Raw genomic sequence first — 23,431 nt, 5'->3', positions numbered from 1 at the left:
ATTTCAAAAAGGCGATTTTCACCCCTTCGGGGCGGGAACCGGCTCTGGCTTGACCTTCGGGGTTTCCTGCGCCGTGTTGGACTCGATCGGCGGCAGGCCCTTCATCAGCTTCTGCTGCAAGGTGGCCAGCACATCGGGATCGGGCTTCAGGTCGCGGGCCTGGTTCCACTGGAAAGTCGCTTCCAGCTTGCGGCCGACGCGCCAATAGGCGTCGCCCAGATGGTCGTTCAGAACCGGATCTTCCGGCTTCAGCGAGACCGCGCGTTCCATCTCGCGCACCGCGTCATCGAAGCGGCCGAGGCGGAAATAGGCCCAACCCAGGGAATCGACGATGTAGCCGTCGCTCGGCCTGAGATCGACGGCTTTCTGGATCATCTCCAGGCCTTCCTTCAGGTTGGTGTTCATGTCGACCCAGGAATAGCCGAGATAGTTCAGCACCTGCGGCTGGTCTGGCTGCAACTCCAGCGCCTTGCGGAAATTCGGCTCGGCTTTCGGCCATTCCTTCAGCCGCTCATAGGCGATGCCGCGCTGGTAGAAGATGTTCCAGTTGGCAGCGGTCGGCGTCTTCAGCACCTCGACGGCCTTGTCGTAGAGATTGGCGGCGGAACGGAAATCATCCTTCGAGGAGTAGACACCGCCGAGCGCCAGATAGGCACGCATGTCGTCGGGATGGGCTTCGACGAAGGCCTTGAGATGCGTGATCGCCTCGTCATGGCGGTCGAGATCGGCAAGGTTGAGGCCAAGCTGCAGGTCCGAAATCTCCTTCAGCGGCGAAGAGTCGGGGATACGCCGATAGAGCGCGATGGCGCCTTCGCCGTCCTTCAACTGTTCGGCGACGGCGGCGAGCTGCACGAGGGCCGCGTCGCTGTCCGGCTTCAGGGCCAAGGCATATTGCAAATAGAGGCGCACGAATGGCTCGCCGCCGCCACGGTTGAGCGCGGTGGCAAGATCGAGCAGGATTTCGGAAGCACCGTCGGACGGACCGGACACGAAGGGCGCGATCTTGTCGCCCTTGCTTATCCTGGCGCGCAAGGCGACGATTTCCAGCTTGCCCGGCGAAAACGCCTCGGCCTGGTCGAGCACCGAGATCGCCTTGGCCTTGTCGCCCTTGCGGGCCAGGAATGAGGCATAGGCCTGCGCGTTGCGCATCCAGGTTTCAGGCGCCGCACCGCCGGCGGCGGTATCCTGCATCGTCGCGGCGTAGATCGCCTCCGCCTTTTCAGGCATGTTGGCGGCATCGGCGACCAGGGCGCGGTGGAAGGATTTGAACAGGCCGAACCAGTCCGGCCCCTGCAGCTTGTCGATCGAAGCCATCGCTTCGCTGGCCTGGCCGGCACCTTGTTCGGCCCAGCCGGACATGACGCCGGAGATCAGCCGGTCAAGATCGGATTCCAGCGACAGCTTGAGCCAGTACTGCGCCTTGGTGAAATCCTTCTTGTGGAAGGAATCGACCGCCAGCGCCAGGCGCGAGAAGCGCTCGACATCGGGCACTTCCTTGAGCTTGTCGGCATAGACCAGCGACTCGTCGAAGCGGCCTTGCGCGATCAGCGACAGCATCAGGCTCTGCTGCAGCGCGGTGTCGCTCGGATTGAAAGCCAAGGCCTGCTTGTAGTACGCGATGGCGCTGTCGAGGTCGTTGTCGCCTTCCGCGATCCGGGCAGCCAGGTAGGCGCCCGAGAACGACGAGATCTTGACCGGTTCGGTTGATTGCTTGGCATAGGCCGGCAAAGCCGAGATCGCCATGCCCGTCACAATTGCCAGCCTTGTCAGCCAGCGCGCACGTCCTTGCTGCATCATATCCCTTTCAGCCAGGCGCCATCTCCGCATCAGCGGGATCGACCCAGACTCGATCTTTCCGGGCAAAGCATGGCCTTTTTGGGGTCGCGCTTCAATCTACCCGAAATTCACAATCGGGTCACCCGATTAACAAACCATGGCTAAATGGGACAGTTTTGCGCGTCAACAGGCCGTTGCAGCCGCGTATCGCGATAACCACCGCTTGCCACCGCGCCGCACAGCCCGTTCCATTCGCAGCCCACGCAAGCCTTGCGCACGTGGCCGGCCGAAAACGCCTGCCGTAGCCGCATCAGGATCGTGGCATCGAGATCGAGGCGGACGCCGTCACGGATCGGCCGAGCCAGCAGCGCTTCCACGTCATCCCTTGCCTGCCGGTCTCGCCCGGCCGCGCTGTCGCGCAAGCAGTGCGGATCCGGCTCGCCAAGCAACGGGGCGCAGATGTCGTCCGGTCCGGAAACGAGGAGGATGTCCTCGCCCCGGCTCAGGCGCTCCGCGATCCCGTCATAATTGGCGGTGAAAGCGGGACTGTATCCCTTGCCCACATAGGTGAGCAGGCAAAGGAGATGATGGGCGCGAAGCCTGATCGTCACGGCGTCGGCAGGTTCATCTTGCCGCGCGGAAGCGCCATCAGCGTCGCGGCGCCAAGCGCCGACTTCAGCAATCCGCCGACGATGAACGGCACGAAGCCGAGGGTGATGGCCTTCTCGGCGCCGATCATGACGGCAAGCCAGGCCGTTCCGAGCACCAGGCAGGCAAGGTTGCCGAGCAGCATGGCAATAAAGGCGAGCACCACCCTGTTACCGTTCCAGCCGCGTTCGGCCAGCCAGCCGACAAGTGCGCCGACAACCGGGAAGGCAAAGAGATAGCCGCCCGTAGGGCCGACGAAGTGCTGCATGCCGGCAGCTCCCCCGGCCAGGACAGGAAAGCCGACAGCGCCTTCGACCAACCAAGCGGCGATCGTCACCGCGCCAAGCCGCCAGCCATAGAGTGCGCCGATCAACGTCACGGCGAAGGTCTGCATGGTCACCGGAACCGGCACCATCGGCACCTCGATGTAGGAGGATAGCGCCAGGAAGAGCGTGCCAAGCACGACGGCGCCGGCCTGCCAGCCGACCGATCGCTGCTGGAGGCGCAGCGGGCTGAAGGACGGTCTTGCGGACGAGAATGCGAGGTTGGTCATAGGCTTCCCTTCAATCGATCCAAAATTATAGATAATTTCTGCATTCGATCTATTATCGAATCCACATTTTTGGATCTTTAGCAAGCCTGAGCTCGGAAAAGGTCGCTTAACCCACGATCGCGAAAGCTTCGCGCGTGGCGCCGGACGCTGTCCTGATCGGCTTGCGACCAATCCATTGGACATGCCGTCCCAGTGTTGCCGCGGCCGATTCGGCGTTGCCCTGCCGCAAGGCGGCGAGGATCGCCCGGTGGTCCTGATCGGTGCGCGTCTCCCATTCCGAGCGCCATGCCGCGAACAGGAAGCGGGCGCTTGCCGCGTGGAGGTCGTCGATGGTGGCAAGCAGGCGCGGCATGCCGCATGGTGCGAGGATCAGCCGGTGAAAGGCACGATTGGCCTCCTCCCACGACCTGACGTCGCGGGATTTGTCGCCGGCCTTGGTCGCCTCCTCGGCCTGGTCGAGAATGGCCGAAGTCAGGTGCGGCGCGGCGTGGCGCAGTGCCAGCACTTCGAGTGCGGCCCGCATTTCGGCGACTTCCTTGACCTCGCCCAGATCGAAGGCAGCGACGCGCACGCCACGGCGCGGCTCACTGACGGCCAGGCCCTGCGCCTCGAGGCGGCGGAACGCCTCGCGCACGGGGACATGGCTGGTGTTGAATTCCTCGGCGACATGATCCTGCCGCAGCCTCGCCCCCGGCTCGATCGCGCCGGAGATGATGCGGTCCGCCAGTACCTTGCTGATGCGCACCGCTATGGTGTCGTCCGTGCCCTTTGCCATGATTTATAGATAATTTGCGGCAAGGCCGCTTGTCGAGACGGCGGGGGCGAATTCACAGGCGTCTTTCCTCTAGCGCAGCCGGCAGGTGCCCCGTGAAAGCCGGTCTTCTCAGTTCACCCGGCTGATGCAGAAGTCGATGACGTCGACCAGCGCCGATTTCTGCGGCGTCTCTTCCAGCGGCGCCAGCGCGTCGCGGGCGATCTCGCCGAAATGGCGGGCGCGCCCGATGGTGTCGGCAATGGCGCCGTGGCGGGTCATCAGGCCGATCGCCTTTTCCAGTCCGGCGTCATCGGTGACATTGTCCTCGATGGCGCGCTTCCAGAAGGTGCGTTCGGCCTTGCTGCCGCGCCGGTAGGCGAGGATGACCGGCAAGGTGACCTTGCCCTCGCGGAAATCGTCGCCGACATTCTTGCCGAGATCCTTGCTGGTGCCGCCATAGTCCAGCGCGTCGTCGATGAGCTGGAAGGCAAGACCGAGATTCATGCCGTAGGAGCGCAGCGCCGCGCGATCGTTGCGGGTCGCCTGGGCGATGACCGGGCCAACCTCGGCGGCGGCCGAAAACAGCGCGGCGGTCTTGGCCTTGATGACGGCGAAGTGCTCGTCCTCCGTGGTTTCGAGGTTCTTGGCGGCGGCAAGCTGCATCACCTCGCCCTCGGCGATGATCGAAGCGGCGCTCGACAGGATGTCGAGCGCTTCGAGCGAGCCGACATCGACCATCATGCGGAAGGCCTGGCCGAGCAGGAAATCGCCGACCAGCACGCTGGCCTGGTTGCCCCAGATCATGCGGGCGGTCTTCTTGCCGCGCCGCATGCCGCTTTCATCGACGACGTCGTCGTGCAGGAGCGTGGCCGTGTGCATGAACTCGACCGAAGTGGCGAGCTTGACATGGCCCTCGCCGGCATAGCCGAACATCTGCGCCGCGGCCAGCGTCAGCATTGGTCTCAGCCGCTTGCCGCCGGACGAGATCAGGTGGTTGGCAACCTCGGGAATCATCTCGACGTCGGAGCCGGCCTTGGACAGGATCAGCTCGTTGACGCGCCCCATATCGGTCGCCGTCAGATCGATCAGATCCTTGATGGAGGCGGGCTCCCGCTTCCCGTTTTCAATGTTGAGAACGACACCCACGACAATCACTCCCGTCTTGGTATAACGCGTGCGACGGCACCCTTAGTCCCGGCATGGACTCTAGGGCGGCGGACACGGGCACGGCAAGTGGCGAATTGGCGCGGCGGCGGCGACAGCGTGTCAACGCCGGGAAATGCGGGAATGCGGCCGCACGTTTACATGCACGCTGCAACCTGCGAGTTTCTTGCGATGATAGAACTCATCCGCACCAACGACGCCGTCATCATCTCCTTTGTCGAATCGCTGATGCGCGATGCCGGCATCGGCTGCTTCGTCGCCGACCAGAACATGAGCGTGCTCGACGGCTCGCTCGGTATCCTGCCGCGGCGCATCATGGTCGATGCCGACCAGGCCGACGCCGCGCGCCGCATCCTGACCGATGCCGGCATCGCAAACGAGATCCGGGGGAAATAATGTCGGCCGCGCCAGCCGCCCTTGCCACGGATGCGCCGGCCCATACGGTCGATGCCTTCCACCGCGGCCGGTTCTGGCTCGTGCAGCCCAAGCATGGCGGCCATCGCGCCGGGATGGATGCGATGATGCTGGCCGCGTCCGTGCCATCCTCCTTTGGCGGACGGCTCGCCGATTTCGGAGCCGGCGCCGGTGCTGCCGGTCTGGCGGTGCTGTCGCGCTGTCCGGGCGCCCAGGCTGTGCTGGTCGAACGCGCGCCCGAGATGGCGGCCTTCGCGGCGGCCACGCTTGCCCATCCCGGCAATGCACATCTCAGCGATCGCGCGGCCGTGCTTGTGGCCGATGTCACCGTGTCGGGTCGGGCCCGGGCCGCCGCCGGCCTTGCCGACAATGATTTCGACTTCGTCATCATGAACCCGCCTTTCAACGCCGCACGGGACCGCGCCACTCCCGAGCAGCTAAGAAAGGAAGCCCATGTCATGGAGGACGGGCTGTTCGAAAACTGGATCCGCAGCGCGGCGGCGGTTGTCAGGTCGCGCGGCGGACTTGCCGTCATCGCCCGGCCCGAACAGCTCGGCTCCATTCTCGACGCGATTTCAGGCCGCTTCGGCGAAGCCGAGATGCTCGCCGTGCACCCTCGCCCGGACGCAGCGGCAATCCGCATTGTCGTGCGGGCAGCACTTGGGGCACGGGGAAAGCTCGCCATCCGTCCGCCCCTGATGCTTCACGCGCGATCGGGCAACGGCCCCGACGAGCGCAGCGAAATGATCACCAACGGGCTCGCCTCGCTGTTCGGAGATTGAGCTGTTCGCGGCCCTGCACATTGCCGTTGGCCGGGAAATCCCTACATGCCTGCAACCACCGCCGGAGACCACGTCATCGTGAAACGTCTTTTCAACCGTCTGCTGCCGAAGTCCTGGCGCTCCACCGTCGTCACCGTTCCGGTCATCCGGCTGCACGGCACCATCATGGCCGGCGGCGGCCAGTTCCGGCCGAGCCTGTCGCTTGCTTCCACCGCCGGACTGATCGAAAAAGCGTTTTCCTTCGACGCGCCGGCGGTCGCGATCTCGATCAACTCCCCCGGCGGCTCGCCGGTGCAGTCGCGGTTGATCTTCAAGCGCATTCATGACCTTGCGGTCGAGAAGAATAAAAAAGTGCTGGTCTTCGTCGAGGATGTCGCGGCCTCCGGCGGCTACATGATCGCTGTCGCCGGCGACGAGATCTTCGCCGACCCATCGTCCATCGTAGGCTCGATCGGCGTGGTGTCGGCCTCGTTCGGTTTTCCGGAGCTGATGAAGAAGATCGGCATCGAGCGGCGCGTCCACACCGCCGGCCAGAACAAGGCGGTGCTCGACCCGTTCAAGCCGGAGAAGAAGGAAGACGTCGAGCGGCTGAAAGCGCTGCAGCTCGAAGTGCACGAGACTTTCATCGATCTGGTCAAGGAGCGGCGCGGCACGAAGCTCAAGGACGATCCGGATCTGTTCACCGGGCTGTTCTGGACCGGCAAGCGAGGCCTGGAACTCGGCCTCGTGGATGCACTCGGCGACATGCGCACGGTGCTGAAGACCCGCTTCGGGCCGAAGACCCAGCTCAGGCTGGTCTCGGCGCCGCGCGGTTTCCTCGGCCGCTTCGGCCTGTTCGGCTCGAACAAGGGCTTTTCAGCGCCCGATATCGCCGCGGCTGCCGCCAGCGGCGTCATCGATGCGGCGGAAGAGCGCGCATTGTGGGCGCGCTTCGGGCTTTGAAAAAGCCATGAAAGCGTCTAGCATGGTTGCCCGAAAGACCCGACCGGCCGCCCTTACCGGCCCAGCGTGGTAGGAGTTTTGACATGCCGCAGCTCATTTTCTTCGCCGTCGTCGGCGTCGCCGCCTATTTCGGCTACCGCACCTTCCTGCGCGAGGCCGAGCGCGTGACGGCCAAGGTGCGGCGGACCGAAAAACAGGCGGCCAACGGCGCGATGGGAACGCTGGTCAAGGATCCGAAGACCGGCGAATACCGGCTGGCCAAGGACTGACCCTCATTTCACTCGCAATAGAGACTGTGGAATCCGGTCCGCGTGTCCGGACCTGGGCGGCACCCGCCAAGATAAATCTTGCTTTGCACGTCACCGGCAGGCGCCCCGACGGTTACCATCTCATCGAAAGCCTGGCTGTGTTCACGCGCTTTGGCGACAGGATCGAGATCGCGCCGGCTGAAGCCGACGATTTCAGCGTGTCCGGCCGCTATGCGGCGGACGTCCCGCTCGATGGCGGCAATCTGGTGCTGAAGGCACGCGATGCGTTGCGGCAGGCCGCCGGCATTCGGAGCACGCCGCCCGTGACCATCAGGCTCGAAAAGAACCTTCCGGTCGCGTCCGGCGTGGGCGGAGGGTCGAGCGACGCGGCGGCCGTGCTGCGCGGGCTGGCGGAGAGCTGGGGCCTGGACATCGACAGCACCGAGCTGGCGCGGATCGGTCTTTCGCTAGGCGCCGACGTGCCGATGTGCCTGGCGGCAAAGCCGCTGGTGGCGCGCGGCATCGGTGAGGAGCTGTCGATGGTGCCGGATTTTTCGGCGCTGGGTCTGGTGCTGGTCAATCCGGGAACGCCCGTCTCGACAGCGGAAATCTTCGCTTCACTGTCCCGTCGCGACAATGAGCCACTGCCGCCGCTGCCGCGCAGCATCGAGTTTCACAGCCTGCGCAACTGGCTGGAGGTGACCCGCAACGATCTCGAGCAGCCAGCCCTTGCGATGCAGCCCGCCATAGGCAGGGCGCTTTCATGGCTTGATAAGGCTGGATCGGGTTTTTCACGAATGTCCGGATCGGGCGCGACGTGCTTCGGCCTGTTCGAGACCGGCAATGTCGCCAAGCGCGCGGCGGCCGAGATCCGCGGCCGCCAGCCCGACTGGTTCGTCGCGGCAACGCGCAGCATGGCATCGGAGGCTGAGTGAGATGGCCAGGACTGACGAGAGCCGTGCCTTCATTCCGGTGCGCATCGCGGTGCTGACGGTTTCCGACACACGCAGCCTCGCCGAGGACAAGTCCGGCCAGACGCTGGCCGATCGCATCACCGCGGCCGGCCACATCCTGGCCGGCCGCGACATCGTCACCGACGACCGCGAAAAGATCCGCGACACCGTCCTGGCGTGGTCGCGGGACAAGGCCATCGACGTCGTGATCACCACCGGCGGAACCGGCTTCACCGGCCGCGATGTGACGCCCGAGGCACTGGAGCCGATTTTCGAAAAGCGCATGGACGGCTTTTCGGAAGTGTTCCACCGCATCTCCTACGACAAGATCGGCACCTCGACCATCCAGAGCCGGGCGACCGGCGGCGTCGTCAACGCCACCTTCGTCTTCGTGCTGCCGGGCTCGCCCGGTGCCTGCAAGGACGCCTGGGACGGCATCATCGAGGCACAGCTCGACTACCGGCACATGCCTTGCAACTTCGTCGAGATCATGCCGCGCCTGGACGAACATCTGCGGCGCGGCAAATCAGCCCCTTAAAAAGCCTAGGCAAAGTGCCGACTTCACGCCGTGTTCGCCAGGCAGAACAGCGCCGGGCGCCTTCGAACGGCCATTCCAAACCGGATGCCGGAGACAGTATCTTCGTGGGCGATCCCTACCGTTCACGAGAAGGCAGATATGGCCGTGCAAACTGGAACCATGCACACTGGTGGGTGCCATTGCGGCAATATACGCCTGCGATTTTCGACCGAGCTGGATCCATCGCAAATCGAAGTCCGCGCCTGCCAATGCTCGTTCTGCACAAAGCATGGCGCGCGCGCCGTCGCCGATCCTGACGGCAGGCTGATCATCTCGGTCAAGGACGCAAGGCGATTGCGCAAATACCGGTTCGGACTGGAGACCGCCGACTATCTGATTTGCCGAGAATGCGGCGTCTATGCCGCCGCGATCGCCGGGGAAAATGACGAGGCCAGGGCCATCCTGATCGTCAACGCCCTGGACGATCACAGGGCGTTCACCGGAGAATCGGTCCTGGTCGACTTCGACTGGGAAAACAGAGCTGAGCGGCAAGCCAGGCGTCGCCTTCGCTGGATGCCGGTCGAGATGAGCTTCGCCTGACCTGCCTTCAGCGGATGACCGGCTCGCCATGGAAACGACGGCGCGACGGCTTGGAGACGCCGAAGCCAACTTCCATCATCAGCCGTGGCGTGCGTGCCGGCACCGTGCCCATGTGGAAACCGAAGGGGTCTTCGACGAAGCCGAGGCCAGCCTCTCCGGTCAGGGTCACCGGGCTCTGCTCGCCATACACGTCCAGCACATCCTTGGCGGGATGGCCGACGAGAAGGGTGAGCTGATGCCTTATGGCGCGGCGCCTGTGGCTTCCCCTGACATAGACATGCGGACCGGTCTCGGCGTCGACGGGCTTGAGGTAGAAAAAGAATTTCAACATCCGCCAGTCATCGAGATCGAAATGATACTTGCCGAGCGAGGCAAGGTTCTTGTCGGCGTCGGACGCCTCGCCGGTAGGAAAACTCCACCAGACGCGTGTCGTGATGAGTTTCGCCTGAGCGCCGAGATAGTGCGCGGCGATGTCGAGCAGCAGCGGGTCGCGCTGTATGGCGAGTGCCGCCGGGCAGTCGAGGATGCGTTCGAAATAATGGCCGCTCAGCAATGAGCGGCCAAGGCGCTTTTCGGCTTCGGCATGTTCGCCGGGCACGAATTCGAGCCGGCGGTCGAAATTGCCGTAGCAGGGCGTGCGCCGGGCGAAGCTGGCAATCTCCTCGTGGATATCAGGCGGCAGGATCAGCCCCGAGAACAGCCCGTCCGACCGCAACGCGCCGACGACGGCCTCGCGCTGAACGCCCCTGAACATCGTGTCCCCGGCATTGTCGGCCGGACGAGCGCGCTTCGCGCCCAGCCAATGCATCCGGCGCCCGGGCATGGTACGCGCCAGAACGAACATCGGCAGCCAGGCAGGGTTTTCGCGCAGGTCCTTCAGATAGGTCGGGATGCGCACGGCGATGCGGCGCAGCAGGCTGCCATTGCGTGCAATGGCCTCGAGACTGGCAGTGCCGGACTTGTCAGTGGTCGAAAGGTTCATGGGGATCCTCAAGGGTATGATGCAGCGCCGACGCAATGTCGGAGCCTGCCGTTCCGGCATGACCCAAACCCAATTCACCCGTCTTGTCGGAAAGTTACCCGCGCGTCAGTTTTTGTGCAACGCACAATGGACAGAGCAGCCGCAAAAAATCACCTCTGCCTCGGCGGCGCCGCCCAGATCTCGGCGTCGAGCTTCTTTGTCGCCAGACCGCGCGCCAACGCCTCGGCGCTGCCGGCATTCTTGGACAGAGATGCCGCCTGCCGCTTGCTGATCACCAGGCCGTCGGCGAGCGCACGGTTTGCCGAAAAGACCCGGGCCAGGAACGGCGGACGGCTGCCCCGCGCCCGCGAGAACCGGGCGGCCATTGTCTGCCTGGCGGTATGGGCGACAACCGCGTCGATCCAACCCTCCACCAGCCTCGCACCCGGTTCGAGAAACAGCAGCCAGTCACCCTTGGCCTGGCGAATGCCGGCGGCGATGCCGCCGCTCCCCACATAGTGGCAGCCGGCATGCTCGGCCACGCGATGCGTGTGGTCGGTGGAGCCGGTGTCGCAGACGACGACATCGCGCACCACGCCCTCGACCGCGCCGCCGATCAGCGTCGCCAGCGTGCGGGCGAGACCCTCCTCGTCATTATGCGTTTCGATGAGAACACTGAGCATCATGAGCCGAATAGCGGAAAGCGCCGACCGACGCCAGTTTTTGCGCCGCACCATAAAAAGTTCTTGCTTTGTTCTCATCAACAAAATAGGAATAATTTCCATGAGCAGAGCGATTCGACAGAACATGGACAGTCCCTGGGAGCGGGCGAAGATGGAACCGATCATGCGCGCCGACATTGCAGCCTTCGGAGCAGGACGAGCCGAAATGGCCAACGCGATGATCGAGCAGAGCGGCATGCGGGTCCGTCCGGACCGCAACCGTGGCCGGTCGGCAGGCATCAATCCGTCCGGCCGGTTCGAACCCGTGAGCCGACATGTCTTCGACGACGGCTGGAGTTCGCTGGAGGAACTGCCCCCGTTCAAGACCGAGGTGCAGGTGGAGAAGCCGCGCACCATCATCACCCGCAACGAATCGCCGGACATCTCCTTCGACCGGTCGATCAATCCCTATCGCGGTTGCGAGCACGGCTGCGTCTATTGCTTCGCGCGGCCGACACACTCGTTCATGGGCCTGTCGCCGGGCCTGGATTTCGAATCCAAGCTGTTCGCCAAGCCGGACGCGGCACGCCTGCTCGACAAGGAGTTGTCGAAGGACGGCTACCAGCCGCGCACCATCGCCATCGGCACCAACACCGATCCCTACCAGCCGATCGAGAAGCAGTACCGGATCATGCGCGAGATCCTCGAAGTGCTGGAGGCACGCGGTCATCCGGTCGGCATCGTCACCAAATCGGCCCTGGTGGTGCGCGACATCGACATTCTGTCGCGCATGGCCGAGCGCGGGCTCGCCAAGGTGGCGCTGTCGGTGACGACGCTCGACCGCATGCTGGCCAGGACGATGGAACCCCGCGCCTCGACGCCGACCAAGCGGCTGGAAGCGATCAGGCAGCTTTCGGATGCCGGCATTCCGGCTTCGGTGATGGTGGCGCCGATCATTCCGGGCCTGACCGACCAGGAGATGGAACGCATCCTCGACTCGGCACACCATGCCGGAGCGCGTGAAGCTGGCTATGTGGTGCTGCGCCTGCCGCTGGAGGTCAGCCCGATCTTCAAGGACTGGCTGCTGCGCCACTATCCCGACCGCTATCGCCACGTCATGTCGCTGATCCGTTCGATGCGCGACGGCAAGGACTACGATTCGGAATGGGGCAAGCGCATGAAGGGCGCCGGCCCCTATGCCTGGCAGATCGGCCGGCGCTTCGAAATCACCGCCAAGCGGCTCGGCCTCAATGCGGAGCGACGCACGTTGCGGACTGACCAGTTCGTGGCCGCCGGCAAGGACCAGGAGCAGTTGATGCTGCTCTGAAAATTGAAAATCGCCGCGGCTGTTCATGACCGCTGCGGCCAATAATCCCGTCCGGCCTGCCCCGGCCTGCAGACGGTGCCCTCCCGGTCCGGCGCCCCACCCGACCCGGAGGGACTTGCGGAGAATCGGAGCCGATGCGAACCTCGCCGCAACATGGCTCGTGCGCGTTCTGATTCTCCGCTTCTCTTCGAGATCGTCGAGAAACCCGATTTCTCCTTCGAGACGAAGGCGATGGCCGATGGTTTGTGGCCGGTCGCGGGGATGGACGAAGCCGGCCGTGGCCCGCTGGCGGGTCCGGTCGTCGCGGCAGCAGTGGTGCTCGACCCCGCCAACATTCCCGAAGGACTCGACGATTCAAAGCGGCTTAGCCACTTGCAGCGCGAAGCGCTGTTCCTGCGCATCCTCGGTTCCGCGCTCGGCGTCTCGATGGCGTCGATCAGCGCGGAGGGTATCGATGGCAGCAACATCCTCAAGGCGAGCCTCGAAGCGATGCGCCGCGCGCTGGTCGGGCTGCCGGTTCAGGCAAAACTCGCGCTCGCCGACGGGCGCGACGTGCCCCCGGGACTGCCCTGCGAAGGGCGCGCGCTGATCAAGGGCGACCAGCGCTCGCAATCGATCGCCGCCGCCTCGATCGTCGCCAAGGTCATGCGCGACCGCATGATGTGTGGCTGCGGCAATCATCACGATCGTTACGGCTTCGAAGTCCATATGGGTTACGCCACGGCCCGGCATCGCACGGCGATCGAGGCGCACGGGCCGGTGGCGCGGCTGCACCGCACCTCGTTTGCGCCGTTCAGGCTTGGGGGTGTCGAGGTGGTTGAGGAAGAGAGCTTGGCCGGGCTGGAGTGAGGCGAAAGCGGCGCCGAACTACAGCCGATCTCCCCCTCGTGGGGGAAATGTCCGGCAGGACAGAGGGGGCGCTGTCCCGCCGACCTGTCAGTTCATTGCGATCAGATTCGCCGGATACTTCTCAGCCGGTGCGACGGATAAAGAATCGAACGCCGGCGATCCTTCGCGCCCCCCTCTGCCCTGCCGGGCATCTCCCCATGAGGGGAGATTGGTGGCGTCAACGCACCGTACAAAAAAAGCCGCCAAGTTTCCCGGACGGCTTTGATTTGCTTGATGTTGTCAGCTCAGTTCAGCTTGGCCTTCACATCCTGCAGCGCGGACTTGAACAGATCGGCTCCTGCCTTGGCGTCAACCTTGGCGGCGAGCAATGCACGTGCCGCCTCGACAGCGATGTCGACGGCGCTGGCGCGCACTTCGCCGATCGCTTCGCGCTCGGCCTGGCCGATCTTCTGTTCGGCAAGCGCGGTGCGCCGGGCGACATAGTCCTCGGTCTTCTTGTGGGCCTCGGCGGCCAGCAGTTCGGCCTCGCGCTTGGCGGCCGCGACAATGTCGGCAGCCTCCTGCTCGGCTTCCTTGCGCTTCTTCTTGTACTGGCCAAGCAATTGCTGGGCTTCGTCGCGCAGCTTGCGGGCCTCGTCGAGCTCACTGCTGATCCTGGCGGCGCGGGCGTCGAGCGCCTTGGCGATCATGCCGGGCACCTTGATGTAGACGGCGATGGCCAGGAAGATGATCAGGGCAATCGTGGCCCAGAGCGTTGCGAGAGATGTAGCGTCCATGATGCGCTCCTCACCGGGCCACGGATTTGACCGCGGCCGCGATCTCGGCCTTGCTGGCCTTGCCGCCAACGAGTGCCTCGACGATCGCCGAAGCGGTATCCTCGGCAATGCTGCCGACTTCCTTCATGGCATTGGCCTTGATGGAAGCAATGCGTGCCTCGGCCTCGCCAAGCTTCCCGTCGAGCGCAGCCTCGATCTTCTTGCGCGCGGTATCGGCTTCCGCCTTGGCCGCATCGTTGGCTTGCTGGCCGATCGAGTTCGCGTTCTTCTTGGCTTCCGCCAGTTCCTGCTCGTAAGCGGCAACGGCGGCGTCTGCCTCGCCCTTCAACTTGGCAGCCTGGTCGAGATCCTGGCTGATGCGGTCGTTGCGGACATCGATGATGCCCCCGACGCGCGGCATCACGACCCGCTTCAGGAAGAGGTAGAACAGCCCGAACGTGATCGCCAGCCACAGAAGCTGCGACGGAAACGTCTCCGGATTGAATGGCGGAAACGTGCCGTGCGCTTCGGCAGGCACGCTGGTGCCGGAATGCGTGTCGCCTCCGGTCGCAGCGTGGCTGGTGTCGGCTGATGGCGCGGACTCTTGCGCGAAGGCAGATGTCACGAACATGGACTATCCCCAGATATCAGGCCCGCCGCTTGCGCGGCCGGCCTGTCCAATCTTCTCAGTACTCAGCCGAACAGGGCCAGCAGCGCGATGAGAAGCGAGAAGATGCCCAGAGCTTCGGTCACGGCGAAGCCGAAAATCAGGCGGCCGAACTGGCCGTCGGCAGCCGAAGGGTTGCGCAGCGCGCCCGAGAGGTAGCTGCCGAAGATGTTACCCAGGCCAATGCCCGCGCCACCCATGCCCAGGCAAGCGATGCCGGCGCCGATGTACTTTGCTGCTTCTGCGTCCATTTGTTCAACTCCTTTGGATCTGAAAATTCCGTTGCGATTTCATCCGGCACCAATGTTGAAAACTCTTGGCCGGAACTCTTGCCTCAGTGCCCGGGATGCAGGGCGTCGTTGAGATACATGCAGGTCAATACGGCAAAGACGTAGGCCTGCAGGAAGGCGACCAGCAGTTCAAGCGCCGTCAGCGCCACCGCCATAGCCAACGGCAGGATCGAACCCGCCACGCCGACCGCGCCCAGCGCGGAGAGGCTGACGACGAACCCGGAGAAAACCTTGAGCGTGATGTGGCCGGCAAGCATGTTGGCGAACAGACGAACCGAGAGGCTGACCGGGCGCGACACGAAGGAAATGACCTCGATCAGCACCACCAGCGGCAGCAGGAACACCGGCACGCCATGCGGCACGAACAGCTTGAGGAAACCAAGACCATGCTTCATGAAGCCGTAGACCACCACGGTTCCAATCACCAGGGCCGCGAGGCCGAAGGTGACGATGATGTGGCTGGTGACCGTGAAGAAATAGGGAAACAGGCCGAGCAGATTGGCGACCAGCACGAACATGAACAGCGAGAACACGAAGGGGAAGAACTTCATGCCCTGCGTGCCGGCGGCGTCACGCAGCATGTTGCCGACGAATTCATAAGCCATTTCGGAGACCGACTGCAGCCGGCCTGGAACCAGGCTGCGGCTCGACGTCGTCAGGAACAGGAACGCCGCGGCGACAACCACGGTGGCGACCATGAACAGGGCGGAATTGGTGAAAGACAGGTCATAGCCGCCGATCTCGATCGGTATCAGCTTGTTGATATGGAACTGGTGGATCGGATCGACCTTGTCAGCTGCCACGTTCAAACCCCGTCAATGCCGCGTACGGCCAAAATTACCTTGCCGCATGGAAGCGGCTATTTCCAAATGCCGCCTGAAGGGCGGTCATTTGCCGTCGTCCCGGTCACGGCGCGGCTTCGCGCCTTGTCCGAATTCCGCCACAACGCCAGCCGAACGCATGACATTGAGCACGCCGGCGCCAAAACCAAGCAGCAGGAAAACGATCAGACCCCACGGCGATGTCCCCGCCATACGGTCGATGATCCAGCCGATGCCGGCGCCCACGACCACCCCGGCGATAAACTCGCTGGATAGTTTGATCGCCTGACCGTATCCGGTCACTGGTTTCGCGTCGTCTTTCCCCTCGAGCCGGTTCGGCAGCCTTGTCGCAAGCGATGCTCCAAGTTCACGCCGACGTCGCTCAAGATCGTCGTCGCGGATTTCGGCGTCATGCTCTTTGCCGCGGCCGGTTTCTCCGGTTCCGTCTGGCCCTTTTTTCTCGGCCATCGCAACCCCCCTGCCCGGGCAGACCGTCACCGTCCGTCCGCTTCTAAAGTCGCCGGCAACATAGTTAGAGGGTTTGCGCCCGTCAAGCCACGGAGGGAAGTTCCGTGCTGTGTATTTTAAATAGCAAAATCAAAGGATTAGAAAGGTGCGACATCGTGCCCGCGGCTATCGGGGGGATGCGTTGCGCGAATCCCCCAGGCAATGGCTCTCCGATCGACCGTGCGGCCGCGCGAAAAGAGCGGCGCCCGGCGACCGGCTCAGCTCCAGCCGCCACCATAGGTCCGGTAGAAGATATGCAGGCCGATCTTGGTCATCTTCTGCATTGTGCGCGCCCAGCCGGGATGGACATAGTTGGCGTAGTAATGTGTTGACGATCCCACCTCCGGAATGAAGATCTTGCCAGCGGTGACGGCCATGCCGATGTCTTGCGCGGTCTTGTAGGCGACAGGGTTGTCGATGCGCTTCTTTCTGCCGTCGCAAGCGAATGAAAACTGACAGCGGTTGAACCAGCTGTCGTTCTGGTAGACGACGCCGCAGATCGAATTGGGATAGGCGGGATTGCGGACCCGGTTGAGGATAACCTGGGCGACAGCGGCCTGACCGCGCACGGTTTCGCCGCGTGCCTCGAAATAGATGCCGTTGGCCAGGCATTTCTGCTCCGGCTTGGAGAAGACGCTGGCCGGAAGCGGATTCTGGATCCAGGCGTGGTCGCCCTTGGCCATCGGCGGAATGAAGCGGCCGCTGTTGGGCTGCTCGTCCTGAAGCAGGGCTTCAAAGGGTGAAGCCTTGGCGTAGTCCGGCTCGGATTGTGCGTAGGCGGTCGCCAGCACATCGGGGTGGTCGTTGTTGACGAGGGCGGCGAGCATGGCCGGCACGCCGGGATCCGGCTTCTTGTCTTCACGCGCGTGGAATGCGGCGGCGATCAGGATTTCCTTGCCTTTGATCTGAGGCTTGGCGAAGGCCATTTTCAGGTCGCTGTCCATGCTCGGCCGCATCAGCGAAGAGGTCCGCTGGAAGATCGAGCCTGCATTGAAGTTCTTCGGCGGCGCTACCGGAGAGACCTGGATGATGCGGCCCTTCTTGTCGGCGCGCACGACACGATCCTCGTCGGGCGACCCGCTGACCTTGCCGCCCTTGCCGCGGAACGAGACGGAGCCGATACCGGGAAGGCGAACGCCGGAACCCGAGATCGAGCCGGTGACGTCGGAATCGACGAACGGCATCTCGGCGGCGTGGACCGAGCCGGCGACGGATTTCTCGACATAGGAGTTCCAGCGGGCGGTCGGCGCTTCGAGGCCGGATACAAGGCTTGTCATGTCCTGGTAGGCGGCGACGGTCGGAAAGCCGATCCAGATGCCGAGGCCGATGATGAACGGAGACACAAGGCCGCGTTTCTTCTCACCGGCGGCGGCGGCCAGCCGCGTCAAGACACGTCGATGCACGGAACTCTCTCCAGGAACGCTACTGACCCCACTGGAGAGCAAAATGATGCATTAACCTTGATGGGACGTTAACGGGATCGGTCGGGTTTTCTCAGCCGGCTGGAGGTCGTGGCTTCGAAGTCCGGCGGTTTTGCGGCGGGAGCGCTCAGGCCCGCTTCAGGAAGACCGGCCAGGCAACCAGGGCGCAGGCGGCGGCCGACAGCCAGACGCCGGGCCATGACCAGAGGTGCAGCAGCCCTGGAATGGCCACCGGGACGAGGAAGAAGCCGACGAAGACAAAGCTGTTGGCAAGGCTGAGTGCCGTTCCGACATGGCCGGCACCGGCCAGCGTGGCAAGTTCGGTATAGGCAACGCCGTGCCAGGCGGAGACCGAGATGCCGGCAACAACAAGCACCAAGGGCAGGACGGCGAGCAGGAAGGATTGGCTGGCAGGCATAGCGGGAACGGCCAGAACCAGCACCCAGAGCACGACGAAGGCCAGCGCGCTGAGCGCACTGCACAAGCGAAGAAACTGACGGCGGTTGCCGTGGCGGTCGGTAAAGCGGCCGCTCCAGACGCGCATGACCATCGCGCCGACCTGTACAGCGGTGAGGCTCGCGCTGATCGCCGTCGTGCCAAGCCCGGCGAAGTCGTGCAGGAACACCGACGCGAAAGTGAGGACCGCCACTTGCGGAAAGCAGAGCAAGCCGATCGCGGTCGAGATGCGCCAGACCTCGATGTTGCGCAACGGAGCCGGTCCATCCGATAAGACGGCGTGGGCTTCACCCGCCGGCGGCGGTTCGTGCAGCCAACGCCAGGCAAACAAGGCGGAGAGCGCGGATACTGCCGCCAGAAGCCCGAATACCGCGGCAAAACCGAAAGCCAGGGCAAGCGAAGGCAGGACGAGCGCGCCGAGGCCGCCGCCGAGCGGCACCGCCGTCTGCCTGATGCTCATGGCGAAACCGCGCTCATTCTCGCGGAACCAGGCCATGATGGCGCGGCCGCTAGAGCCATTGACACTGCCGCCGAGCAGTCCCGTGACGAGCAGGCTTGCCGCCAGCAGCATGACATCGGGAATGCCTGACATTGTGGGCACGACCAGCATCGCCATGGCCAGGAGCCAGGCCGCCGTCGCGCCAAGCCCGATCAGAAGCACGCGGCGATCTCCCCAGCGATCGGTGAGCAGACCCCATGGCAATTCGCTGAGCGCAACCCCCAGCCCAAGCAGGCCGAGTGCCAGGCCGAGTTCGGCATTGCCCAGGTGATAGCTCTGGCGAAGCACCACCGCCGTTGCGGGTATGCCCGAGAAAGTGGCCGAAAAACCGGCATTCGCGGCAACCCCGATGCCCAGGACCTTCCAGCGGTGGTTGGGGCCGAACACTCTGCCGGCAGGGCTGGCAGCGCTGCCTTGCAGGATTTGTGGTGGCTGTTGATCTGCACAGTCGATGGCGGACATGATTTCATTCCCGTTGCGGGCCGGTGTCTCAGGCCTTGACGGCATCTCTCTATCGCCATAAATCCGTCCTTAAAATAAGGAAGTTTTTGACGATCAATCCTGAAAAACAGGACATTACGATGCAGCGGGTGACATTCGACCTCGACGTCCTCAGAAGTTTCGTCACCGGCATGGAGCTGGGCAGCTTCGCCAAGGCCGCCGACCGGCTTGGCCGGTCGACCTCGGCGGTCAGCGCGCAATTGAAGAAACTGGAAGAACAGGCAGCGACGCCGATCTTCCGCAAAGTGGGGCGCGGCCTGGCGCTGACCGAGGCCGGCGAGACCATGCTCGGCTATGCGCGCCGGCTGCTCGATTTGAACGATGAAGCGGCGGCGGCCATCCATGACGTCGAACTGGAAGGCTGGGTGCGGCTCGGTCTGCAGGAGGATTTCGGCGAGGCCGTGCTGCCGGACGTTCTGGGCCGATTTGCCCGAGCCCATCCCAAGGTCAAGATCGAGGCCAGGATCGCGCGCAGCCACGACCTCGCCGAAAGGGTGATGTCAGGCAGCCTCGACATCGCGCTTGCCTGGCACTGTGGCCAGACGTTGCCCTATAGCGAGCATGTCGCCGATGTTCCGATGCGCTGGATCGGTCCGGCCAAGCGCATCGAGACCAGCCTGCGCGACGGCGAGCCACTGCCGCTGGTGGCGCTCGAAGCGCCATGTCTGCTGCGCACGGTCGCGACTGAAACGCTCGACCGCGCCGGGCTGCCCTGGCGCATGGCCTTCTCGAGCCCCAGTCTGGGTGGCATCTGGGCGGCTGTAGCCGCCGGACTGGGGCTGACGATCCGCACCGACATCGGCTTGCCGGCCAGCGTCAGTGCGATGACGCCCGAGATCGCCGGCCTGCCGGCGCTGCCCAAGATGGCGCTGTTCCTGCATCGCCGGGATGCTGAAGCCGAGCCCGTGGCGGCCCGCCTTGCCGACATATTGCTGGAGGCGGCGCGGCAAGCCCTGCCGGAAAATGCGCGGACCGCCGGCTTGCGTGCCGTGGCCTGATCGGCACGAGCGCCGAGGCTCAGCCGCGCTTCTTGGCCCGGCCGGCAAACGGATTGTCCGAGGTGCGCAGTGCGATGCGGATCGGCACGCCCGGCATGTCGAAGGCCTCGCGAAGGCTGTTGGAGAGATATCGGACATAGCTCTGCGGCATCGCGTCCGGCCGCGAACACTGGACCACGAAACCCGGCGGCCGCGTCTTGGCCTGGGTGACATATTTGACCTTCAGCCGGCGCCCGGCAACGGCGGGCGGCGGGTGATGCGCCAGTATGGCCTCGAGCCAGCGGTTGAGCTTGCCGGTGGAAACACGGCTGTTCCAGACCTTGTGCGTCCTCAGCACCGCATCCATCAGCTTGTCGAGGCCGCGTCCGGTCTCGGCCGAGACCGGCACGGCCTGGATGCCCCGCGCCTGCGGCAGCAGCCGCTCGGTCTTCTCGCGCAGTTCGGCCAACAGCTCCTGCGGGTTATCGATCAGGTCCCATTTGTTGAAGGCGATCACCGGTGCCCTGCCCTCGCGGATGATCAGGTCGGCGATCTGCAGATCCTGCTTCTCGAAGGGAATGGTGGCGTCGAGCACGATGATGACGATCTCGGCGAAACGGATGGCGCGCAAGCCATCCTGCACCGACATCACTTCCAGCTTTTCGTGGATCCTGGCCTTGCGGCGCATGCCGGCCGTGTCGAACAGCTTAATGCGGCGGCCGCGCCAGTCCCAGTCGACGGAGATGGAATCGCGGGTGATGCCCGCCTCCGGTCCGGTCAGCAGCCGTTCCTCGCCGATAAGCGCATTGATCAGCGTCGACTTGCCGGCGTTAGGACGGCCGACGACGGCGATGCGCATCGGCTTGGTATCGTCATAGGCCGGCTCGGCATCCGGATCGGCGATGTCCTCGCCGATCAGCACTTCGTTGATGGCGGCTTCTTCGTCTTCGCTGTCCTCGTCTTCACCGAAGGCGCGCGCCTCTCCAAGCGCTTCGATCACGGCGTCGCGCAGGTCGGGCATGCCCTGGCCGTGCTCGGCCGAAACCGGGATCGGCTCGCCAAGCCCGAGTTCCCAGGCCTCCAGCATGCCGCCTTGCGCGCCCTTCGCCTCGGCCTTGTTGGCAACGAGGACGACCGGTTTGCCGGATTTGCGCACGATCTCGGCAAAGGTCCTGTCATCGGGCAGCAGGCCGGACTTGGCGTCGATGGTGAAGAAGATCAGATCCGCCTCGCGGATGGCGATTTCGGTCTGCGCGCGCATGCGGCCCGGCAAGGTCGAGGCGCCGGCATCCTCGAAGCCCGCTGTGTCGATGACGTCGAAATGCAGATCGTAAAGCTTGGCGGCATGGACACGGCGGTCACGGGTGACGCCCGGCGTGTCGTCGACAAGCGCCAGCTTCCTTCCCACCAGCCGATTGAAAAGAGTCGATTTGCCGACGTTAGGTCTGCCTATGATGGCGACTTTGAAGGTCACGATGCACTGCCCGACCCGCGGATCAGTTCGGACATCAAGGTCGCCCGCTCGCGCGTGTTGCGCGGGGCGCCGTCATCGGAGGCGATCTGGTCGAACAGTTTCAGCGCGTCCTGCGTCTTGCCTTCCTTCCAGGCCGCAAGCCCGAGCGCCTCGCGCGCGCTGTGGCGCAGCGTGTTGGTGTCCGAGGTCAGCGCCTCGACACGGCTGGACACGTCGGCGAAGGAGCCATGGTCGACGAGCAGGAGTGCTGCCCTCAGCCGCGCCATGTCGCGCAGGCCCTGGGGAATGGCGGTGTCGGCGGCGACGTCGTCGAAATCCTTGACGGCTGCGTCGACGTCGCCCTTGTTGGCCTTGACGGTCGCTGCGCGCATGCGGGCGAGCAGCGGATAGGCGCCGTAGCCATCCTTCTCCAGCTGATCGAGCGCGGCCAGCGCGTCGTCGTTCTTGCCGTCATTGGCAAGCTTCAACGCCTGCGAGAAAGCATCGCCGGAGCGGTTGGCGCGCGTCTCGTCCCAATAGCGATAGCCGACGAAGGCTGCGGTACCGAGCACCACCAGGATGGCAATCACAAGCAAGGCCGGGCCGAAACGGTCCCACAGCTTCTGCGCCTGCTCGCGGCGCATCTCGTCATTGACTTCACGGATAAAACTGTCGTCGGACATCGATCAAAACCATTCTTGGCCCCGGGTCGGGGCCGTTCGTGAGCCCGCGTTTTAGCGAAATTTTGTCGGCATGGAAGGGGTTCGACCGGAAAATCGGCTATTCCCGGGGGCAAACGGATGTTTGCCCCCCGGGGCAAACCCACGAAACCCAATCGCACCGGCGCCACATTTCGGGGATAGCCGGCTTGCTGACCACCCGGAGCCTGTAAAATTGCCGATGCCCAGTCTGTCCAGCGTTGTCGCATTTTCACTTGCCTCGCTAGCCACCGCCGGCGCGGCCCTGGCCGACCCGCCCGCGCCACCAGAACCAGCAAGGCCGAAGCAGGTCGTCATCATCTCGTTCGACAGCGCCCGCGACATCTCGCAGTGGAAGCGCAGCAGGGCGCTGGCCCAGCGCACCGGGGCGCATTTCACCTATTTTCTGTCCTGTGTCTTCCTGCTGTCGCCCGAGACACGCGGCCAATACACGGCACCTGGCAAGACCGCGGGCAAGTCCAACATCGGCTTTGCCGCCTCCAGGCAGGACGTGGCCGAGCGGCTGGAACAGATCGGTCTCGCCGCCCATGAGGGCCACGACATCGCCAGCCACGCCTGCGGCCATTTCGACGGCAAGGACTGGAGCAAGGCCGACTGGCTGACGGAATTCGCTTCGTTCGAGCACATTCTAGAAAACGCCTATGCCATCAACGGCATTGCGCCCGAACCCGAGGGCTGGCGCGATTTCGCGCATGCGGTGGCGGGTTTCCGGGCGCCCTACCTGTCGGCAAGCAAGGCGCTTTACGAGGCGCTGCCGGCAGCCGGCTATCAGTTCGACGCCAGCGGCGTTTCAAAGGGCCCTGCCCTGCCGCCGACCATCGGCGGCATCACCCGCTTTTCCCTGCCGCTGATTCCGGAAGGGCCGAAATCACGGCCGGTGATCGCCATGGATTACAATCTCTATGTCCGGCATTCCGGCGGCTTCGAGCGGCCAAGCAAGGCCGGCGAATTCGCCGACCGCACCTACCAGGCGTTTCGCGCCGCCTTCAACACGCAATATCAGGGCAAGCGCATTCCGCTGGAACTCGGCTTCCACTTCACACTGATGAATGACGGCGCCTACTGGAACGCACTGGAACGCTTTGCCGGCGAGGTCTGCGTCAAATCAGATGTCGAGTGCATCAGTTTTCGCGATTATGTTTCGCGGCGGGACGGCAGCCAGAAGCAGGCGACGGTTGGCGGCTGAGCTGCCAACCCGTTTCGCATAAATCCCAG

At 64.2% G+C, this 23,431-nt stretch carries 27 protein-coding genes; 11 read left to right on the top strand and 16 right to left on the bottom strand.

The window, feature by feature from the left end:
* Positions 1-18 precede the first annotated feature (18 nt).
* From EN861_RS20735 to EN861_RS20715, 5 genes are all read right to left on the bottom strand, one after another.
* Entirely contained in the window at positions 19-1,794 is a 1,776-nt protein-coding gene (locus EN861_RS20735; protein ID WP_127873085.1) for a tetratricopeptide repeat protein, read from the bottom strand.
* Positions 1,795-1,937: 143 nt separating this feature from the next.
* Positions 1,938-2,387: a DUF1284 domain-containing protein gene (locus EN861_RS20730; protein ID WP_127873084.1), complete on the bottom strand. Its 450-nt coding sequence runs from the start codon at positions 2,385-2,387 to the stop codon at positions 1,938-1,940.
* On the bottom strand, positions 2,384-2,977 hold the full coding sequence (locus EN861_RS20725; RefSeq protein ID WP_127277510.1) for a biotin transporter BioY: 594 nt from the start codon (positions 2,975-2,977) through the stop codon (positions 2,384-2,386). Before EN861_RS20725 ends, EN861_RS20730 begins: the two co-directional genes overlap by 4 nt.
* A 106-nt stretch (positions 2,978-3,083) precedes the next feature.
* Positions 3,084-3,752 carry a GntR family transcriptional regulator gene (locus EN861_RS20720; RefSeq protein ID WP_127277512.1) on the bottom strand — a complete coding sequence of 223 codons (669 nt, stop codon included), beginning with the start codon at positions 3,750-3,752 and terminating at the stop codon, positions 3,084-3,086.
* Positions 3,753-3,860: 108 nt separating this feature from the next.
* The gene (locus EN861_RS20715) at positions 3,861-4,877 is read right to left on the bottom strand and encodes a polyprenyl synthetase family protein (RefSeq protein WP_127277514.1); all 1,017 of its coding nucleotides are present in this window, start codon (positions 4,875-4,877) and stop codon (positions 3,861-3,863) included.
* Positions 4,878-5,066: 189 nt separating this feature from the next.
* On the opposite strand from EN861_RS20715, the gene EN861_RS20710 reads away from it, so the two are divergent.
* The 7 genes from EN861_RS20710 to EN861_RS20680 all read left to right on the top strand — a co-directional run bounded on the left by EN861_RS20710 (position 5,067) and on the right by EN861_RS20680 (position 9,351).
* Positions 5,067-5,291, top strand: a complete 225-nt coding sequence (locus tag EN861_RS20710) for a DUF2007 domain-containing protein (RefSeq protein WP_091576439.1) — start codon at positions 5,067-5,069, stop codon at positions 5,289-5,291.
* On the top strand, positions 5,291-6,091 hold the full coding sequence (locus tag EN861_RS20705; RefSeq protein ID WP_135865288.1) for a methyltransferase: 801 nt from the start codon (positions 5,291-5,293) through the stop codon (positions 6,089-6,091). The genes EN861_RS20710 and EN861_RS20705 overlap by 1 nt, the downstream gene beginning before the upstream one ends.
* 78 nt (positions 6,092-6,169) lie before the next feature.
* Positions 6,170-7,033: a S49 family peptidase gene (locus EN861_RS20700; RefSeq protein WP_127277532.1), complete on the top strand. Its 864-nt coding sequence runs from the start codon at positions 6,170-6,172 to the stop codon at positions 7,031-7,033.
* A gap of 83 nt (positions 7,034-7,116) precedes the next feature.
* Positions 7,117-7,302, top strand: coding sequence for a hypothetical protein (locus EN861_RS20695; protein WP_127277518.1), 186 nt, complete (start codon positions 7,117-7,119; stop codon positions 7,300-7,302).
* 26 nt (positions 7,303-7,328) lie between these two features.
* Entirely contained in the window at positions 7,329-8,216 is an 888-nt protein-coding gene (locus EN861_RS20690; RefSeq protein WP_135865285.1) for a 4-(cytidine 5'-diphospho)-2-C-methyl-D-erythritol kinase, read from the top strand.
* A 1-nt stretch (position 8,217) separates the two neighbouring features.
* On the top strand, positions 8,218-8,772 hold the full coding sequence (gene moaB / locus EN861_RS20685) for a molybdenum cofactor biosynthesis protein B (protein WP_135865283.1): 555 nt from the start codon (positions 8,218-8,220) through the stop codon (positions 8,770-8,772).
* A 138-nt stretch (positions 8,773-8,910) separates the two neighbouring features.
* The gene (locus EN861_RS20680) at positions 8,911-9,351 is read left to right on the top strand and encodes a hypothetical protein (RefSeq protein ID WP_127277524.1); all 441 of its coding nucleotides are present in this window, start codon (positions 8,911-8,913) and stop codon (positions 9,349-9,351) included.
* Between the two features lie 7 nt (positions 9,352-9,358).
* On the opposite strand, the gene EN861_RS20675 is transcribed toward EN861_RS20680, so the two are convergent.
* Complete coding sequence (locus tag EN861_RS20675; protein WP_135865281.1) at positions 9,359-10,333, bottom strand: hypothetical protein; 975 nt, start codon at positions 10,331-10,333, stop codon at positions 9,359-9,361.
* A gap of 149 nt (positions 10,334-10,482) precedes the next feature.
* The gene (locus tag EN861_RS20670; RefSeq protein ID WP_127873156.1) at positions 10,483-10,995 is read right to left on the bottom strand and encodes a glycosyltransferase; all 513 of its coding nucleotides are present in this window, start codon (positions 10,993-10,995) and stop codon (positions 10,483-10,485) included.
* 151 nt (positions 10,996-11,146) lie between these two features.
* On the opposite strand from EN861_RS20670, the gene EN861_RS20665 reads away from it, so the two are divergent.
* On the top strand, positions 11,147-12,301 hold the full coding sequence (locus EN861_RS20665; protein WP_023771004.1) for a PA0069 family radical SAM protein: 1,155 nt from the start codon (positions 11,147-11,149) through the stop codon (positions 12,299-12,301).
* Between the two features lie 153 nt (positions 12,302-12,454).
* Complete coding sequence (locus EN861_RS20660) at positions 12,455-13,150, top strand: ribonuclease HII (protein ID WP_127280809.1); 696 nt, start codon at positions 12,455-12,457, stop codon at positions 13,148-13,150.
* Positions 13,151-13,434: 284 nt separating this feature from the next.
* Here the strand turns inward: EN861_RS20660 and EN861_RS20655 are convergent, their stop codons facing one another.
* From EN861_RS20655 to EN861_RS20625, 7 genes are all read right to left on the bottom strand, one after another.
* Complete coding sequence (locus EN861_RS20655; protein ID WP_127280808.1) at positions 13,435-13,926, bottom strand: F0F1 ATP synthase subunit B; 492 nt, start codon at positions 13,924-13,926, stop codon at positions 13,435-13,437.
* A 10-nt stretch (positions 13,927-13,936) separates the two neighbouring features.
* Positions 13,937-14,536: a F0F1 ATP synthase subunit B gene (locus tag EN861_RS20650; protein WP_127280807.1), complete on the bottom strand. Its 600-nt coding sequence runs from the start codon at positions 14,534-14,536 to the stop codon at positions 13,937-13,939.
* Between the two features lie 62 nt (positions 14,537-14,598).
* The gene (locus tag EN861_RS20645; RefSeq protein WP_013896722.1) at positions 14,599-14,823 is read right to left on the bottom strand and encodes a F0F1 ATP synthase subunit C; all 225 of its coding nucleotides are present in this window, start codon (positions 14,821-14,823) and stop codon (positions 14,599-14,601) included.
* Between the two features lie 83 nt (positions 14,824-14,906).
* On the bottom strand, positions 14,907-15,665 hold the full coding sequence (locus EN861_RS20640) for a F0F1 ATP synthase subunit A (RefSeq protein WP_027142301.1): 759 nt from the start codon (positions 15,663-15,665) through the stop codon (positions 14,907-14,909).
* Between the two features lie 84 nt (positions 15,666-15,749).
* Positions 15,750-16,151 (bottom strand): AtpZ/AtpI family protein, encoded by a 402-nt coding sequence (locus EN861_RS20635; protein WP_127281075.1) that lies wholly within the window; start codon positions 16,149-16,151, stop codon positions 15,750-15,752.
* A 257-nt stretch (positions 16,152-16,408) separates the two neighbouring features.
* Positions 16,409-17,593 carry a cell wall hydrolase gene (locus EN861_RS20630; RefSeq protein ID WP_135865279.1) on the bottom strand — a complete coding sequence of 395 codons (1,185 nt, stop codon included), beginning with the start codon at positions 17,591-17,593 and terminating at the stop codon, positions 16,409-16,411.
* Between the two features lie 145 nt (positions 17,594-17,738).
* On the bottom strand, positions 17,739-19,028 hold the full coding sequence (locus EN861_RS20625; RefSeq protein WP_135865276.1) for an MFS transporter: 1,290 nt from the start codon (positions 19,026-19,028) through the stop codon (positions 17,739-17,741).
* Positions 19,029-19,147: 119 nt separating this feature from the next.
* Here EN861_RS20625 and EN861_RS20620 point away from each other — a divergent pair, with 119 nt between their 5' ends.
* Positions 19,148-20,065 (top strand): LysR substrate-binding domain-containing protein, encoded by a 918-nt coding sequence (locus EN861_RS20620; RefSeq protein ID WP_135865275.1) that lies wholly within the window; start codon positions 19,148-19,150, stop codon positions 20,063-20,065.
* 19 nt (positions 20,066-20,084) lie between these two features.
* Here EN861_RS20620 and der read toward each other — a convergent pair whose 3' ends face one another.
* Positions 20,085-21,518: a ribosome biogenesis GTPase Der gene (gene der / locus EN861_RS20615; protein ID WP_135865273.1), complete on the bottom strand. Its 1,434-nt coding sequence runs from the start codon at positions 21,516-21,518 to the stop codon at positions 20,085-20,087.
* Positions 21,515-22,180 carry a tetratricopeptide repeat protein gene (locus tag EN861_RS20610; protein ID WP_127281117.1) on the bottom strand — a complete coding sequence of 222 codons (666 nt, stop codon included), beginning with the start codon at positions 22,178-22,180 and terminating at the stop codon, positions 21,515-21,517. The genes der and EN861_RS20610 overlap by 4 nt, the downstream gene beginning before the upstream one ends.
* 217 nt (positions 22,181-22,397) lie before the next feature.
* Here EN861_RS20610 and EN861_RS20605 point away from each other — a divergent pair, with 217 nt between their 5' ends.
* Positions 22,398-23,402: a polysaccharide deacetylase gene (locus EN861_RS20605; RefSeq protein WP_135865422.1), complete on the top strand. Its 1,005-nt coding sequence runs from the start codon at positions 22,398-22,400 to the stop codon at positions 23,400-23,402.
* The last annotated feature ends 29 nt before the right edge of the window (positions 23,403-23,431 follow it).

Origin of the sequence: Mesorhizobium sp. M8A.F.Ca.ET.218.01.1.1 (assembly GCF_004791165.1) — a bacterium.
Taxonomy (GTDB): domain Bacteria; phylum Pseudomonadota; class Alphaproteobacteria; order Rhizobiales; family Rhizobiaceae; genus Mesorhizobium.
The sequence above is the reverse complement of the archived record's forward strand: the minus strand, read 5'-3'. Positions and strand labels throughout refer to the sequence as shown.